The sequence below is a fragment of the Paraburkholderia sp. BCC1884 genome, from assembly GCF_900996225.1.
Taxonomy (GTDB): domain Bacteria; phylum Pseudomonadota; class Gammaproteobacteria; order Burkholderiales; family Burkholderiaceae; genus Paraburkholderia.
The window spans coordinates 1,416,045-1,431,913 of record NZ_CAAJGL010000068.1 but is presented as its reverse complement, the minus strand read 5'-3'; the positions used below and the strand labels follow the sequence as shown (position 1 = coordinate 1,431,913).

At 62.8% G+C, this 15,869-nt stretch carries 17 protein-coding genes and 2 pseudogenes; 12 read left to right on the top strand and 7 right to left on the bottom strand.

The features are described 5' to 3' along the window. Positions 1 to 93 precede the first annotated feature (93 nt). Positions 94 to 2,049 (bottom strand): aconitase family protein, encoded by a 1,956-nt coding sequence (locus FQ705_RS13160; RefSeq protein ID WP_144141432.1) that lies wholly within the window; start codon positions 2,047 to 2,049, stop codon positions 94 to 96. A gap of 78 nt (positions 2,050 to 2,127) precedes the next feature. Between FQ705_RS13160 and FQ705_RS34085 the strand changes: the two genes are divergently transcribed. Continuing rightward, positions 2,128 to 2,280, top strand: a complete 153-nt coding sequence (locus tag FQ705_RS34085) for a hypothetical protein (RefSeq protein ID WP_186307847.1) — start codon at positions 2,128 to 2,130, stop codon at positions 2,278 to 2,280. A gap of 28 nt (positions 2,281 to 2,308) precedes the next feature. On the opposite strand, the pseudogene FQ705_RS13155 reads toward FQ705_RS34085, so the two are convergent. The 3 genes and pseudogenes from FQ705_RS13155 to FQ705_RS13145 all read right to left on the bottom strand — a co-directional run bounded on the left by FQ705_RS13155 (position 2,309) and on the right by FQ705_RS13145 (position 4,659). Continuing rightward, positions 2,309 to 3,276, bottom strand: a pseudogene (locus tag FQ705_RS13155) (LysR family transcriptional regulator). A 65-nt stretch (positions 3,277 to 3,341) separates the two neighbouring features. Beyond that, a pseudogene (locus FQ705_RS13150) lies at positions 3,342 to 4,052 on the bottom strand (winged helix-turn-helix domain-containing protein); the annotation flags it as partial. A gap of 223 nt (positions 4,053 to 4,275) precedes the next feature. Then, a complete protein-coding gene (locus FQ705_RS13145; protein WP_144141427.1) occupies positions 4,276 to 4,659 on the bottom strand; it encodes a hypothetical protein in 384 nt (127 codons plus the stop codon). Positions 4,660 to 4,836: 177 nt separating this feature from the next. Between FQ705_RS13145 and FQ705_RS13140 the strand changes: the two genes are divergently transcribed. The 9 genes from FQ705_RS13140 (at position 4,837) to FQ705_RS34075 (ending at position 10,743) form a co-directional block, all read left to right on the top strand. Continuing rightward, entirely contained in the window at positions 4,837 to 5,106 is a 270-nt protein-coding gene (locus FQ705_RS13140; RefSeq protein WP_144141425.1) for a hypothetical protein, read from the top strand. A 54-nt stretch (positions 5,107 to 5,160) separates the two neighbouring features. Then, complete coding sequence (locus FQ705_RS34080) at positions 5,161 to 5,304, top strand: hypothetical protein (protein ID WP_186307846.1); 144 nt, start codon at positions 5,161 to 5,163, stop codon at positions 5,302 to 5,304. Between the two features lie 360 nt (positions 5,305 to 5,664). After that, a complete protein-coding gene (locus tag FQ705_RS13135; RefSeq protein ID WP_144141423.1) occupies positions 5,665 to 5,919 on the top strand; it encodes a hypothetical protein in 255 nt (84 codons plus the stop codon). A 202-nt stretch (positions 5,920 to 6,121) separates the two neighbouring features. Next, positions 6,122 to 6,541, top strand: a complete 420-nt coding sequence (locus FQ705_RS13130; RefSeq protein WP_144141421.1) for a DUF1801 domain-containing protein — start codon at positions 6,122 to 6,124, stop codon at positions 6,539 to 6,541. 207 nt (positions 6,542 to 6,748) lie between these two features. Continuing rightward, entirely contained in the window at positions 6,749 to 7,615 is an 867-nt protein-coding gene (locus tag FQ705_RS13125) for an N-formylglutamate amidohydrolase (protein ID WP_144141419.1), read from the top strand. Next, on the top strand, positions 7,612 to 8,373 hold the full coding sequence (locus FQ705_RS13120) for an IclR family transcriptional regulator (RefSeq protein WP_144141417.1): 762 nt from the start codon (positions 7,612 to 7,614) through the stop codon (positions 8,371 to 8,373). The genes FQ705_RS13125 and FQ705_RS13120 overlap by 4 nt, the downstream gene beginning before the upstream one ends. A gap of 20 nt (positions 8,374 to 8,393) precedes the next feature. Further along, positions 8,394 to 9,806, top strand: a complete 1,413-nt coding sequence (locus FQ705_RS13115; RefSeq protein WP_144141415.1) for an SLC13 family permease — start codon at positions 8,394 to 8,396, stop codon at positions 9,804 to 9,806. Positions 9,807 to 9,872: 66 nt separating this feature from the next. Then, positions 9,873 to 10,577, top strand: a complete 705-nt coding sequence (locus tag FQ705_RS13110) for a hypothetical protein (protein WP_144141413.1) — start codon at positions 9,873 to 9,875, stop codon at positions 10,575 to 10,577. Between the two features lie 16 nt (positions 10,578 to 10,593). After that, on the top strand, positions 10,594 to 10,743 hold the full coding sequence (locus FQ705_RS34075; protein WP_186307845.1) for a hypothetical protein: 150 nt from the start codon (positions 10,594 to 10,596) through the stop codon (positions 10,741 to 10,743). Between the two features lie 14 nt (positions 10,744 to 10,757). Here FQ705_RS34075 and FQ705_RS13105 read toward each other — a convergent pair whose 3' ends face one another. Further along, a complete protein-coding gene (locus tag FQ705_RS13105) occupies positions 10,758 to 11,198 on the bottom strand; it encodes an ester cyclase (RefSeq protein ID WP_144141411.1) in 441 nt (146 codons plus the stop codon). A gap of 307 nt (positions 11,199 to 11,505) precedes the next feature. Between FQ705_RS13105 and FQ705_RS13100 the strand changes: the two genes are divergently transcribed. Both FQ705_RS13100 and FQ705_RS13095 read left to right on the top strand, forming a co-directional pair. After that, entirely contained in the window at positions 11,506 to 12,573 is a 1,068-nt protein-coding gene (locus tag FQ705_RS13100) for a Dyp-type peroxidase (protein ID WP_144142394.1), read from the top strand. Beyond that, positions 12,566 to 13,369 carry a family 1 encapsulin nanocompartment shell protein gene (locus tag FQ705_RS13095; protein ID WP_144141409.1) on the top strand — a complete coding sequence of 268 codons (804 nt, stop codon included), beginning with the start codon at positions 12,566 to 12,568 and terminating at the stop codon, positions 13,367 to 13,369. The genes FQ705_RS13100 and FQ705_RS13095 overlap by 8 nt, the downstream gene beginning before the upstream one ends. 55 nt (positions 13,370 to 13,424) lie before the next feature. Here the strand turns inward: FQ705_RS13095 and cydB are convergent, their stop codons facing one another. Together cydB and FQ705_RS13085 are read right to left on the bottom strand one after the other, a co-directional pair. Beyond that, complete coding sequence (gene cydB, locus FQ705_RS13090; RefSeq protein WP_144141407.1) at positions 13,425 to 14,432, bottom strand: cytochrome d ubiquinol oxidase subunit II; 1,008 nt, start codon at positions 14,430 to 14,432, stop codon at positions 13,425 to 13,427. A 4-nt stretch (positions 14,433 to 14,436) separates the two neighbouring features. Beyond that, the gene (locus FQ705_RS13085; protein WP_144141404.1) at positions 14,437 to 15,825 is read right to left on the bottom strand and encodes a cytochrome ubiquinol oxidase subunit I; all 1,389 of its coding nucleotides are present in this window, start codon (positions 15,823 to 15,825) and stop codon (positions 14,437 to 14,439) included. Positions 15,826 to 15,869 lie beyond the last annotated feature (44 nt).

Here is a 15,869-nt window from a genome sequence, read left to right as displayed (position 1 = left end):
AACCACCTCGCCTTGACCGATCTCATGCCGGCCTTTCGTGCTTCCGCGCGTCAACCGCACCACGATGCCGGGCCACGAGGTCCGGCCTGCATTCTAGCCGCGCGTGCGCTTCAATTGTTCGAAGGTGGTGATTTTTCCGGCCAGTGCGCTCGCCGCGACGGTATAGGGGTTCGCCAGCCACACCTCGCCCGGCCCCGAACGGCCCGGAAAATTGCGGTTGATCGCGCTGATGGTCACTTCGTTTGCATCGGCCGATTGCCCCGGTCCACAATTGGCGCAGGACCCGCAACCCGGCATGACGAGCGTCACGCCCGCACGCTCGAAGACCGGTAAATAGCCTTGTTCTTCGCAATACGCACGCACCGCCATGGTGCCGAACTGCAGGAAGAGACGCGTCCCGACCGGCACACGCATATCCCGCTCGACGCCCCAGCGCAGCACCTCATGATAGAAGTCGAAGTCCTCGCGCTTGCCCGCGGTACACGAACCGCCGTAGGCAATATCGATCGCGACAACCTCGTCGAGTTGCTTCGCCGCGACGCCGTTGCCGGGATCTCCCGGGCGCGCGAGCATCGGTTCGATCGCGCCCGCGTCGAGGCGGATCGTGTCGCGATAGACGGCGTCCGCATCGCTTTGCATCCAGTTTTCAAGGGTGAAATCGACGCCGCGCCGCTCCTTCAGAAACGCCACCGTGCGCTCATCCGGTTCGACGATGCCGGTGAAGCCGCCCAATTCCGCCACCATGTTGGTCAAGGTCGCGCGTTCGTCGATCGACATCGCGCGCACCGCCGCGCCGCCGTACTCGAACACGAGACCGATCGCGCCGCCCGAGCGGATCGCCTCCAGACTCAACAGATGCAGCACGACGTCTTTCGCGGTCACCCCGTCGCGCAAGCTGCCGTCGATCTCGATGCGCAACGTCTCCGGCACTTTGCAGCGCACGTAGCCCGTCACCCAGCTATTGGCGATTTCGGTTGCGCCCGCACCGAACGCGAGGCAGCCGAGCGCGCCCGAATGCGGCGTGTGCGAATCGGTGCCGCACACGACCTGGCCCGGCAATGCGTAGTGTTCGGCCATCAACGCATGACAGATGCCTTCGGAACCCGGCAGATTATCGAGCGCGCCGTGCGCGCGCACGGGGTAGTCGCGTGAGAACGAGGTGTGCCCTTCCATCAGATTGGCGACGCCCGGCAACAGACCGTCGCGCACATGCGGAATGCTCTGCGACGCGAGCACCAGATGATCCTGAAACGCAATGATGTGATCCGGTGCATGCAGCGGCGCGGGCTTACCGAACGCGCGATGCATCAGGTGCGCGCACATGCCCGTGAAGTAATCATGACTGAAGCGCCAGTCGGCGGCAATGAACACGCCGTCGCCGCGCTGGGCACTCGCCATGCCCGGATGCAGATGTCGTTCGATGATCTTCTCGACGAGCGTTTTCGCGACGCCCCCCGCGTTTGTCTCGGCGCCCGCACGCTCCCGGGCATGCGGCGCCGGCCAGTCCGCAAACTTGCTATACGCGAGCAATCCACCGCTACGAATGATCTGCTGCGTGAGCGCGTCGCGTCCTTTGAGAAACTCGTCGATCGGCACGGCATCGCCTGCCATCAGCTTATCGAGCACCGCAAAATCCGTGGTGGTCAGAATGCCGATGTTGTCGCAGTTCTGCTGATAGATCCGCTCGAAGCTCTCCGCGACGATCAGCCGGATGCCCGCCGACAACTCGGCCAGCGGACTCGATTCGCGCGACGACCCTTTGCCATAGCGTTTGCCCGCTACCGTCACCTGAAAGCCGCCGTCCCTGATCGCGTTGCGACCGATCGGCATGCGTGCGCCAACCTCGAAGCCGACGTACGGATACTGACCGAGGCGCTCGTCGTAAGTGAGCATGACCGTGACGGGCGTGATCTCGTCGGTGGAGACGTTGTCGCGCAACGGACCCGCCGTGGCGCGCGTGAAGTTGTCGCCGGCGAGTTGCGCCGCTATCACCGTGGGATCTTCAGACAGGTACAGCACGCGGCCGTCCAGACGAATCGTGTCGCTCATGAGCATTCTCCTTGGCGCTCACTATACGGCGCACGGGATCGATGCCGAAGTGCTGGTCCGGCAACGCAGGCGTCTCGTTTGGCGAAGCTCGCGGGTGCGTCGTTCAGCGTCGCCGCGCAGGGCACGCCGCGCGACATCATGCAGCCGGCGCTGATCGAACGATGCTTCGGCTTCGCCGTGCGCATGCTGGACGCGCGCGATAGAACGGCGCCGGCGGCCGTGCCGGCATGAATGCTTCCGCGTTTGGGCGGCCGGATCGCTACGCGCCCTGGCCGAGAAACCTCACCAGCGCCGCCGCGCTTGCGCTCAACTGATCGCGCGACTTGAAGATCATGACGAGGCGGCGCACGGCCCACGCGTCGGCGAGCGACAGCAGACGCACGTCGAGCGTATTCACATACAGCAGTCCAACCTGCTCGGGCACGACTGCTATGCCGAGACCGGCGTGCACCATCCGGCACAGCGCGTCGAGACTGCTCACGCGAATTTCACATCGAGTTGGCGGCCTGCATTGGCCGCCTGCTGAACCAGTAATTGCGTCAGTGCGCTCTCGCTGCGCAGACCGACGAAGCTGTCGCCGAGCAGATCATCGAAGGCGGCGCGAGATGCATCTGCGAGCCGGTGAGCGCCCGGCACCAGTACCGCGAGACGGTCTTGCCGGTATGGCATCTGCTCGAAGGCCTCGCTGCCCGCCACCGGATTGCAGATGCCAAAATCAGCCGCATGCTCGGCGACGATGCGCAATACGTCCGCGCTATTCTCTTCTTCCAGTTCAATCGACACTTCCGGAAACACGCGCCCGAATGCGGCTACGTCTTCCGGCAAAAACTGCACGATCGACGACAGATTCGCCACCACCCTGACCCGCCCCTTGGCACCCGACGAACAGCGCGACAACTCCGCGCTCAGTTGCTCGATGTTGCCGATGATCGCGAGCGCGTAGCGCAACACGGTCTCGCCCACCGGCGTGACCGTAATGCCACGCGACTGGCGCTGGATCACCGGCAAGCCGATCAAAACTTCGATCTCCGCGATGCGCCGGCTCACGGCCGATGAAGCAATGAATTCACGCTCGGCCGCCCGCGCGATGTTCTGCTCCTGGCAGACGGCAACAAAGAGGCGCAGCGAGGTGAGGTCGAGTTTCTTGAGGAGGTTTTCCACGTTGTTCCATGGCGCGGTGCCGGTTAAGCCCGGCGACAAGCGCCATGTTAAGTCGAACGCGCCCATTCGCGTAGCGCCGACACCCGTGCGCTGCGTCCGTCGAAGCGGGGCCTCGCCTTGTCAGGCTGAAGAGCGTGGCGCGCGCCATCGGGCACGAACACGTAGCCGTGGCTGCGCACGGTCTGGATGAATCTCGGCGCGGACGGATCGGCTTCGAGGATTCTGCGCAGACGCCACACCTGCACGTCGACGCCGCGATCGGTGTGCTCGTCGGTGGGCCCGTGCAGCAACTCGAGCAGCCGCGTCCGGGTCAACGTGCGCATCGGATTTTCGACGAACACCTTGAGCAACGCGAATTCCGCCGCCGACAGAAAGAGCGCGCTGCCATCCAGCGTCAGCGTGCGAATCCGCAGATCCAGCGTATAGGGCCCAAACGTGGCAACGGGATGCCGATCCTGCGTCGCAGCCGCCAGCGATGCATTGCGGCGCCGCAAAATGGCGCGCACGCGGGCCGCGAGCTCGCGCGGATTGAAAGGTTTGTCGAGACAGTCGTCCGCGCCCATTTCCAGGCCGACGATCCGGTCCGTGTCGTTCGCGCTCGCAGTCAGGATCACCGGCACGTCGTTACCCGCTGCGCGCAGCCTGGCGAGAGCCGCGAGGCTGGTCGAGACCTGGGCGCTCTGGTTGAGCACGATGAGGTCGGGCGGCTCACGCTCGACCCGCGCCTCGAGCAGGCTCACATCGCGCAGCGCGGAGACCGCCATCCCGGCTCGACCGAGGACGTCGGTCAATGCTTCGAGCAATTCAGCGTCGTTGTCGACGACCAGTATGTGTGTAGTCATGGTGTGAGTCCGGCGCGCCGATGGGAAAGCGGGTCGGCACGACGTCGCCGCCGGGGTGCTCGCCGGCCAGGGCGGCCGGATGGCATCGGCTTTCGAAATCGTCAGGCAGAAACTTCCGGCCCGCGAACGTCGTGCTCCTGATGCTTTAACGACCCATCCGGGCACAATCCGTCGCGGTATCCAGATTTTTTTGCGCGAGAGGTTTTGCGGGCAAATTCAAGTTCTATATTTTTGGCAATCTGGATTTGCCGCTACCTCGACGTGGTTTCGGCTCGACGCCCACGCGCGGATCGCGCGCCAGCACCAGCGCGACCGCTTGTTCAACCACCTCTTCGAAAGCCGGATCGTCCTGCGGGACATAAAGCCACTTACCCAGAACCGGATGTGCCCGCAAGGCCGGCATCTCTTCGACGAGCGCGGCGTGCCGTTCCTGCGACGTGCAGATTAGCAGGCCATTCCACGGTTTCTGGCGGTCCGCGGCAACCAGACACAGCAAGCCGTCGAGGTATGCGGCATCGCAGCCGAACATGCGTTTGCCAAGGTAAGTCGGCTCGCGCTCGAAGGCGTCGAAGATCCAGATCAGCGAATTGCTTACGGTAGACGGCACAGGTTGACTCCTCAGTTCGAGCCAAGATTATCGCAATGCTGCCGGTACATTTTCCCACTGAAAGCAATACGTAATCGCGATGCTGGGATTAGCTTCAAAACCGGCTTCTTTTCGACCGATTGAAAGCCGCCGGGGCGGCGCACACTGACTTCGTGCCCATCGCGCCAGGAGTCTCAAATGTCGTCCCGTTACGAAAAGAATGGTCCGTTCGACGTCCGCTCAGCAGAATTCGCCGCCTTCGACGACGACGCCGAATCGCTGCAAGTCCTGCAGCTCGCGTCGGAGACGGTGTTGCGTCTGGCAGCCTGCACGCATGATGCGCTCGCGCGCGGCGATGAAGTGAGCGCGAACGCTGCACGCGTGGTGCTGGCAGCACAGCTAGCCCTCACCACGCAGTTGATCGACGACCTCCTCTTCGACGACACGGCCGCACCCACGACACATTGAATGGGTCGACCGGCCGCACAGTCACCACGCAGTTTTGCATCTCCGAGTACTGACATGAGCGCTTTCACCGTAATGCTTTCTATCTGGGCGATGGTCGCCTTCTGCGCGATTCTCTTCGTTCGCGGTGCCAGCCCCCGCGTCGAACGTTCGGCAAAATCACCGCAAGCGCAGCACGCGCGATTTTCCGTCGCGGAGTGAATGCGCTGTAGCGACGTAACGCTGCGAACGTGTAGCGGCATTCGGACGATGAACCTCGCGCTTTCCGTCTTACTCCAGTCTATTGCGAGAATAGTTCGGTTGCTGTGCTGATCGGCTGAACGCTACAACGCATAAAGGTTGACACGCGTTGCAATTGCAAAGACACTTGCTCGCATGCTGACACTCAACTTCTTCTCTTTCGCGATTCACCGCCAAATGGCAATCCGTTCGGATATGCCACGGGAGGCTTTTACGCGTTAGACAAGTAGAAACGCAGCTTAAAAGGCCTCGCCGGAAATACGGATGAGGCCTTTTTTGTTTGTGGCGTCTCCGCGACCGGCACTACCCGCGGAGATGACCATGGACGAAAGAAGCCCCACGTTGGCAACGCGTATTGCCCTTGCCAGAATGCTGCATCCGTACGAGTACTGGAGTCTTCCAATCGCGGAGGACCGCCGCGTTCATTCGCTCATCCCAGAGAGTCCGGACGGCAACTTGCCGGCAGCACCGGAACCATTCTGGATCGGTATTCGCGGCGTGGTAAAGCATATGCATTGCCTTGCGATCCAGTGCATCAAGGCTGCGTCGAAAAACGCCATTGCGCCTGACGGTTAATGGTTGCGCGATTGAATAACGTGTCAGGTCGACACTCAGGAGGTTCGTGTATGAAAGCTCACCGCGAATTGATGCTCAGTGCACGTCTTCACCCAGAACGGCTGCTGTTGGCAATGACGGCTCAAAGGCTCGTCTAGCGAGACGTCAGAGGTTACTATGCCGAGCATCTGAACCCACATCACAACTTGAGGCGTGGACATCAATGAACGCATCGGAACAGATCGACGAGTTGATCGCCGGCATCGCAGACTGGCGCGGCAAAACCTTCGCCAGTCTGCGCAAGACCATCCTCGAGGCCGACAAGGCAATCATCGAGGAATGGAAGTGGATGGGCAGCCCGGTCTGGTCACGCGACGGCATGATTGCCGTCGCCAATGCTCACAAGGGCAAGGTCAAGCTGACCTTCGCGCACGGGGCGCATCTCGCCGATCCTGAGCAACTCTTCAACGCGGGGCTCGAAGGCAACGCGCGACGCGCGATCGATTTTTTCGAGGGCGACAAGATCAACAAGACTGCGCTAAAAAATCTCGTGCGCGCCGCGATCGAGCACAACCAGACCAGGCTGAAGAAGAATGCCCCCGCGCGTGGCCGAGCGAAAGCATCCAGCAGTCAAGCGGAATAGAACCGCAGCTTTCGCCCGCTGATCGCCCGCTGCTCCGAGTGCGGTGCGCCGCAGTTCTGCGGCCACCAACAGTCCGCGCCACCGCCGTTTTCTCCGTCCGCATCACCCCCACGTTAACCCCTAAACCCTTGTCGATCTCGTAGCGATTGCTTGACATCATCCGTTCGGCGTTTTTAAATATTGAAAATGCTTTTTACTGGATAAAAAATGCCCCGCCGCGATACCCCTGCCTTTTTCGTCGACCAACCCGCCGATGCCGCTCTTGCGCTCGTTCTCGACTCGCCGCACAGCGGCTTCACCTTCCCGGATGATTTCCGCCCGGCAGCCCCGGTGGAAGCAATCCGCACAGGCTGGGACGCTTACCTCGACGACCTCTGGGCCCACGCCACCACACTCGGCGCCACCTTGATCGGCGCGCATTTCCCTCGCACCTACATCGACGCCAACCGCGCGGCCGACGACATCGACCAGGCGCTGCTCGACGCCCGCTGGCCTCATCCGGGCAACCCCAGCGATTACAGCCGGCGCGGTCAGGGGCTGATCCGCCGGTTCGCCCTGCCCGGCGTCCCGATGTACGACCGAAAGCTCAGCGTGGCCGAAGTCGAAAACCGCCTGGACACCTACTACCGCCCCTATCGCGCCGCCGTGGCCGAGGCGATCGAACAGACCGTGGCGCGTCATGGCCACGTGTGGCACATCGATCTGCATTCGATGAAATCGCGCGGCAACGCAATGAATCTGGACGCCGGTCAGGCTCGTCCCGACTTCGTCATCAGCGACCGCATGGGGACGACCAGCGATCCGGCGGCGACCGCCTGGATCGCCGCGAAATTCCGCGAGCTGGGTTACGCAGTCAACATCAACGACCCGTACAAGGGCGGCGACATCGTGCACAGCTATGGCGCCCCTCGGCAACGCCGCCATAGCATCCAGATCGAGATCAATCGCGCGATCTACATGGACGAGGCAACGTGTGAAAAGACGCCTCGCTATGCTCAATTGAAAGCGGACATCAACCGCTTTCTGGACGCTTTCGCGCAACGCATCGGCCAGCCGGAACAGGCTTTTTCATGAACGACTACACCGTGGCGTCGGTGGACACCGCGCTTCGCCTGCTCGCCATCGTCGCGGACCATCCGCGGCTCGGGCTGAGCGAGCTGGCCGAGCGCGCCGGCATCAACACGTCGCGTACGTTCCGGCTGCTGAGCACGCTCGCCACGCATCGACTCGTCGAGCGGGTGGGCGAACCGGCGTCGTACCGACTGGGTACGCAAGCGCTCGCATTAGGCGTGGCCGCGAGCCGTCAGATCGATCTGGCGGCCGCGGCGAATACGCCCCTGATGCAACTGGTGGAACAGGTGAACGAGGCTATCCAGATCCGCGTTCGCGACGGCGACGAGACCGTTTGCATCGCCCGGGTGGAGTCCAGTCATGCAGTGCGGGTACACGGCACGGTCGGCAACCGGCGGCCGCTGCATGTCGGCGCATCGGGCAAGCTCTATCTCGCGTTTTTGCCTGACGAAGAGCGCGACCGGCTGCTCGCGTCGCCCTTGCGCTCATTTACGCGCGAGACCCGCAAGGAGCCCAGGCGTCTGAAGGAGGAACTCGCGCACATCCGCGCAACCGGCTATGCCATCAGCCGGGGCGAAGCGACGCCCGGCGTCGTGGCCATCGCCGTTCCGGTGTTCGACTCGCAGCGCAACCTGCTCGCGGCGCTGGGCGCGTCGATCGTCGAAACGCGCTTCGACGAAGCCACCCTACCCGAGCTGATTCAGCAGATGCACGCGACGGCCAGCGAGATTTCGCGCCTGCTCGGGCACCGCGCCTCCTAACGATCAACCTGTCCACCACCATGTCAATCCAGCCCGACATCGCCCACGCTCCAACTGCGCACAAGCGGTCCCTGCATCCGATTCTGATGATGCTCGGCATCCTGCTGATCGCGATGGCGCTCACCTATCTTCTCGATGCGGGGCAATTCCAGCGGCATCAGAATCTCGTCGAGCCCGGTAGCTATCAGCGCATTGAAAAAACCGCGGACCCGCTGGCGATATTCGCACTCTCGATGCCGGCCAGCACCGCCGCGCGTGCCTACCCGGCAAGCGCGCTGTCGCTGTTTCGCGCGATTCCGGATGGCTTGACCAGGACCTCGTCGCTGATCTTCATGGTGATGTTCGTGGGCGGCATGTTCGAAGTCTTCAAGCGGACCGGCGCACTCGACGCGGGTCTCGACCGGCTCGTGTCGGTCTCGCGCGGCAACATGTACGTGCTGGCGCCGCTGCTGATTCTGACCGTCGGGCTGGGCAGCACGTTCCTCGGCCTGATGTCCGAATACCTGGTGCTGTTGCCGGTCGTGCTCGCGCTTGGCGAGCGTCTCAAGATCAGTCCGATGCTCTCGCTCGCGATGCTGGCCTTCGGCGCCAAGCTCGGCTATGTCGCCTCGGTGAGCAATCCGATCGTGTTGCCGGTGGCGCAATCCATCGCGGGGGTGCCGCTCTTCAGCGGCGCGGGCGTTCGTCTCATCGTCTTCGCCGTCGCAATGGCGATCGCCATCGCGTACTTCCTCTACCAGCTGCGGCTGACCCGCTACGAAGCCATCCGTCACACCGCGCCGGCCAGCCGCATGGCGACGCCGCACCGGCTGGTGCTGCTCGTGATGGGATTGGCCACCGTGGTGCTGGTATTCGCGGCGCGCGAGTTCAAGTGGCACAACGGCGAGCTGAGCGCGTTCTACATTTTCCTCGGCATCGCCATCGCGGTGACAGGACGGCTCGGCGCGCGCGAAGCCGCCGATGCCTTCGTGCAAGGCATGAAGGGCATGATGCTCGCGGCGCTGCTCATCGGACTGGCGGCAACCATCGAACTGGTGCTTCAACGCAGCATGGTGCTCGACACGGTCATCGAGCGGCTGTCGGAACTCGTCAACGGGCACCCGCCCGCCTTTGTCGCGAGCGGCATCATGGTGATCGAAGCCGTGCTGGACCTGCTGGTTCCGTCGACCTCGGGCAAGGCCGCCATCAGCATGCCGATCCTCGCTCCGATTGCCCACCTCGCGGGACTGAGCGGCCAGACCGTGGTGCTCGCCTTCCTGCTGGGCAACGGCATCATGGGCATCGTCAATCCGGCCTCCGGTCTTACGCTCGCCTTTCTCGCGATTTCCAGAGTGGGCTACGGCCAGTGGGTCCGGTTCGCACTACCGCTCGTGCTCATCATGAGTGTCGCGGCAGTCGTGATCGTGACGCTCGCCACGGAGTTCGGCTACTGACCGTGGCTCGCTTGATCTCTTTACAATGATCGCGATGAGCCCTTTCCGACACCACGAGCGCAAGACATGCTGACCTCCTTTTTCTGGAGCGGCGACGTCATTCGCAGCCGGCACGTGAGCGACACCGTACTGACCGGCACGCTCGCTATACCGGAACTCCCTGTGCGTCTACTCGCGGACTGGGATAGGGAAATTGCGTCGAACCTGATACTGGAAACGGGCGACGTCGAAGCCTTGCCGCTACCGCGCGCGCGGACCCGCTGGCCGGACTACGGGCGCTGCGTGCAGGCGGTTGCCGATTGGACCGCCACGCTCGGCCTGCCCGGCGTGCTGGTTTCCAGCGACGTCGCCCTGATGGCTTGCCGCGGCGCGCGCTATCACCATGACGCCATGCAGTACGGCAGCGCGGCCTTCTGCAACCTTTTCCTGAGCGAGGACTGCGGCCTGGACGTGCATTTCCCCGCTATCGGTCTGCGCATTCCCCTCAAGCGCGGTACGGCCATGATCTTCGACACCGGCCAGCCTCACGCCGTCATTGCGCGCGGCAGCAGCGGTTTCGATGCAGCCGACTTCCCGCCGGATCGGGACTACACTCAGGTATTCCTGACATGGGAGCTTCCGATCGAAGACAGCCATGTCGGCCGCGCGCTCGAAGTCGCCTTCGACACCGCCACCGCGAGCGCGTTGCAACTGGACACCGAACAGGTCTGGCTGGCAGGTCAACCGGTCGAGGTATGCCCGGCTTCCGGCCGCTGGCGCCGGACCGAATAGTCGAGCGAGGAAAAGCGTGTCACGCACGAACCATGATCGCGAAAGTACTTTCAGCAAACGCCTGCTGTGGTTCGTTGCCTTGTGGCTGCTCGGCGTGCTCGGCGCCGTTTTGCTGGCACTGCCGTTTCGTCTTCTGATTGCAGCAGCGATGCATTACCAGCGCTGACTCGGGAAGTGGACTCAGGGATTGTCGAGCGACGTCGGCAATTGTCCGAGTTGCCGGAACACGGACAACCAGTCTTCCAGATGCCAGGTCTTTTCGATCAGACTGCCGCGCATCTGATGAAAAGAATGAATCGCAAAGCTCACGTGTTTCGAGCTGGCGGCAATGCCGAGCAGCGCGCCCGATTGCGTGCCGCTGATCTGCGCGCGAACGCCTAATCGATTGTCGTGAACCAGCACGTCGAGAATATCGATTTTCATATCGGGAAGCGCGATCGCCATCCTGCCGAACACATCTTTCATCTGCTCGGGACCGAGCACGGCACCGGGCGGCTCGGGAATATATTCCCAGTCGGACGTGACGACCTTCTTCAATAACTCGACGCTCTTTCCCTCGAAGGCTCGATAGAACCCGTCAACCGCTTCGCGAGCGAGAACTTCGTTGGTGTCTACGGTCATATCCTGTCGCTCCGGAAGAATGCGCAACCCTAAGCATACATCCCGGCGCCCGATCTCTGCCGGCAGCCTCGTGGCGAATGCGGCGCAGTTGGCATCGAGTTCCCATCCAGTCGCCGCCCGGTATAACATCTGTAGGCGCGATGGACGTAGGGCAGCTCCCGTCCCTCGCATCGCCCCTTGCAACAGGACATGGCGATGTCATTCAAACAGAAATTCCCGCCCGCCTGAGGCGTGTGAAATACCCAGGCGGAACGACATGGATTCTGCCGCAGCCGGAATCCGTAACGGTCTCTTCCTACTCGAACCGATGCCTAAAGAAATCCCTGAAATGCCCGAGCCGCAAGCCATTTGTAATGACGTTTCGCGCAGCGCGATCTTTATCGTCGCGACCGTCAATGGCGGCGCCGAAGAAGCCGCAACGGTGCGCTCGTGGTGCGGCGACGTCGCGGCGCTCGTGCGCTCGGTCGGCACGCGTGCGCCTGCCGGCAAGCTGTCCTGTGTCTGTGCGTTCGCCTCCGACGCGTGGGACCGGCTGTTCGGCGCGCCGCGTCCCGCCCAGTTGCATCCGTTTCGCGACATTGGCGTCGGCGAGCGCCAGGCGTTGGGCACGCCGGGCGATTTCCTGCTGCACATCCGCGCCGATCACATGGATCTCTGCTTCGAACTGGCGACGCAACTGCTCGGCGCACTCGGCGACGCCGTCACGGTGGTGGACGAAGTGCACGGTTTTCGCTACTTCGACATGCGCGACATGGTGGGCTTCGTCGACGGCACGGAGAATCCGACAGGCCGTATCGCGGACAAATTCACGCTCATCACCGATCAGGACCCCGAGTTCGCGGGCGGCAGCTATGTGATCGTGCAAAAGTACCTGCACGATATGGAAGGCTGGAACGCACTTTCCGTCGAAACGCAGGAACGCATCATCGGCCGCAAGAAACTGTCCGACGTGGAACTCGACGCGTCGGTCAAACCCTCGCGCTCGCACAGTTCGTTGACCACCATCACGGACGAGAACGGCGACGAAGTCAAAATCGTACGCGACAACATGCCGTTCGGCCGACTCGGCGCGGCGGAGTTCGGCACCTACTTTATCGGTTATGCCCGCTCTCCCTCGCCCATCGAACAGATGCTGGAGAATATGTTCATTGGCCGGCCGCCGGGCAATTACGACCGTCTGCTCGACTTCAGCCGCGCGGTGACCGGTGGCCTGTTCTTCGTGCCGTCGGCGGAGATGCTCGAGTCGCTCGCGGATCGCGATGCGCCCGCCGTGGCCGCCGTCGAATCGAAGCCGGATACTGCACCAACCGACGAGCCGCGCCACCAAGGCTCGCTGAATATTGGCTCTCTCAAGGGAATCCCCCAACATGAATAACCTGCATCGCGAGCTTGCTCCCATCTCCCGCGCCGCCTGGTCGCAGCTCGAAGCCGAAGTGGCACGCACCTTCAAACGCAGCGTGGCCGGCCGTCGCGTGGTCGACGTCAAGGAACCTGGCGGCATCGAACTGACCGGCGTCGGCACCGGCCATCAGATCGCGATTGCCGAGCCGCAGCAAGGCGTGGTGGCCAAGCTGGCCGAGGTCAAGAGTCTGGTCCAGTTCAACGTGCCGTTCGAGTTGCGCCGCGACGAGATCGACAGCGTCGTGCGCGGCGCGAACGACGCCGACTGGCAGCCCGCCAAGGAAGCGGCGCAGGAACTCGCCTATGCGGAAGACCGCGCCATTTTCGACGGCTATAAAGCCGCGAGCATCGACGGCATACGCGAGAGTTCGTCGAACACGCCGATCGCGCTGCCGGCCGACATCGCCGACTACCCGCATGCGATCGGCAACGCGCTCGAACAGTTGCGCCTCGCGGGCGTGGACGGCCCCTATTCCGTGCTGCTCGGCGCCGACGCGTACACCGCGCTCAGCGAGGCGCGCGACCAGGGTTATCCGGTGATCGAGCACATCAAGCGGATCGTGAACGGCGAGATCATCTGGGCGCCGGCGCTGGCAGGCGGCACCGTGCTGTCCACGCGCGGCGGCGACTTCGAGTTGCACCTGGGCGAAGATCTGTCGATCGGCTATATCAGCCATACCGACGCGGTAGTACGCCTCTACCTGGTCGAGACGCTGACCTTCCTGATGCTGACGAGCGAAGCCTCGGTGTCGCTGACCTCGGCGGAGTAAATTGCCTGTCGTTGCGTGCCCGGGCACGCAACGACGATTTCACGTTCAGGCGCCCTCAGTGGTAGCCCGCATCCCCTTCACGCACCTTGCCGCGAAATACGCGGTACTGCATGGCGTTGTACACGAGAATGATCGGCAGCACGATGACGGTGCCGACCAGCGCGAACAGCTGGCTCGAGTGACTCGACGAGGCTTCCCAGATCGTCAGCGAAGGCGGCACGATGTTCGGCCAGATGCTGATCAGCAAGCCGCTGTAGCCAAGAAAGCACAACGCAAGCGTGAGCAGGAACGGCATCGCCTCGTGCTGCCGGCGCAGCGATCGAAAAATACCCCACACGCAGGCAATCACCAGAATCGGCACGGGCAGGAACCAGCCGAGGTTACCGCTGCCGAACCAGCGATGCGCCACCGCCGGCAAGCCGAGCACGGTCCACAGGCTCACCACCGCCATGACGCCGAGCAGAACGCTCAGAAGCGGGCGCATCACCTCGCGCATCTTGCGCTGCAACTCGCCTTCCGTCTTCAGAATCAGCCAGCCGCAGCCGAGTGTCGCGTAAGTGAACAGCACGCCGATGCCGCAGAACAGGCTGAAGGGCGACAGCCAGTCGAACGGCTCGCCGACGAACCGGCCATCTACGATCTTGATGCCTTGCAGCAGCGAGCCCAGCACGATGCCCTGGCAAAGCCCCGCCAGCGCGGACCCGGCGATGAACGCGAGATCCCACGCGTGCTGGGTTCGCGTGGCCTTGGCGCGCAACTCGAAGGCCGCGCCGCGAAAAATCAGACCGACCACCATCAGGATCAAGGGCAGATAGTTCGCCGGCAGCAAGGTCGAATAGACCACCGGAAACGCTCCGTACAAGCCCGCGCCGCCGAGCACGAGAAACGTCTCGTTGCCGTCCCACACCGGCGCGATGGTGTTGAGCATCACCTGCCGGTCGGCCTTCTCCTCGAAAAACGGAAACAGCAGGCCGATGCCGAGATCGAAGCCGTCGAGCATCACGTAGATGAATACGCCGAGGCCGATGATCGCAGCCCATATAACCGGAAGATCGATTTCCACGGCGTCACTCCTTTTCCAGTGCGTCCAGCGGCCGGTTGCGCAACACCGGATGTTTGCTGGACGGGCGAGCGTCGAGGCGCGGCTCCGGGCCGCGCATCATCATCCGCAGCATGTAATAGACCCCCATTCCGAACACCAGGAAATACACCAGCACGAAGATCAGCAATGACACGCCCGCCTGTTGCGCGCTGATCGGCGAAAGAGAATCGGCCGTGCGCAACACGCCGTAGACGGTCCAGGGCTGGCGTCCGACCTCGGTCGTGATCCACCCCGCCAGCAGCGCGACGATGCCCGACGGTCCCATGCACAGCACGAGCCTCTGGAACCAGCGCGTCTCGTAGAGACGGCCTCGTAGCCGAAGCAGCAAGCCCAGCAAGGCGGTCAGGAGCATCAGCATGCCGAGGCCCGCCATGATGCGGAAGGTCCAGAAGATAATCGGCGAGTACGGGCGGTCCTGCGCGGGAAACTCCTTCAGTCCGCGGATTTCGCCGTCCCAGCTGTGGGTCAGGATAAGGCTGCCCAGATGCGGTATTTGCAGCGTGTAACGCGTGACTTCCGCGTCCATGTCGGGCAATCCGACGAGGTTGAGCGCCGTGCCGCCCTTCTCGGTTTGCCACAAGCCTTCGATCGCGGCGATTTTGGCCGGCTGATATTGGCGCGTGTTGAGACCGTGCGCATCGCCGACGAAAATCTGGATCGGCGCGAGCAACAGCAGAATCCACAGCGCCATCGAAAAACTGCGCGTGATGGGCTTGTCACGCCGCCCACGCAACAGATGCCACGCGCCGCACGCGGCGATGATAAAACCCGCGACGATGAACGCGGCAATCGTCATATGGGCGAGCCGGTAGGGAAACGACGGATTGAAGATCACCTTCATCCAGTCGACCGGCACGATACGGCCGTTCTCGATTGCATAGCCTTGCGGCGTCTGCATGAAACTGTTCGATGCCAGAATCCAGAAGGTGGAAATCAAGGTGCCCGCCGCCACCATCAGCGTGGCGAAGAAATGACCGCGCGGACTCACGCGCTCCCAGCCGAACAGCATGACGCCGAGAAAACCGGCTTCGAGAAAGAACGCCGTCAACACTTCGTAGGTCAGCAGCGGCCCCGTGATATTGCCCGCGATGGAAGAAAAGCCGCTCCAGTTGGTGCCGAACTCGTAGGCCATCACCACGCCCGACACCACGCCCATGCCGAAGCCGACCGCGAAGATCTTCGACCAGAACAGGAACATGTCCTTGTAGGCGATGTCGCCGGTCAGCAGCCAGCGCGCCTCCAGTACCGCGAGAAAACTGGCCATGCCGATACTGATCGCGGGAAAGACGATGTGAAATGAAACGGTAAACGCGAATTGCAGGCGGGCCAGGTGGAATGCGTCGAAGAGGTCCATAGTCGATCAGTTCTGCGCGGCGCGCAGAACATGGACCGGCACCG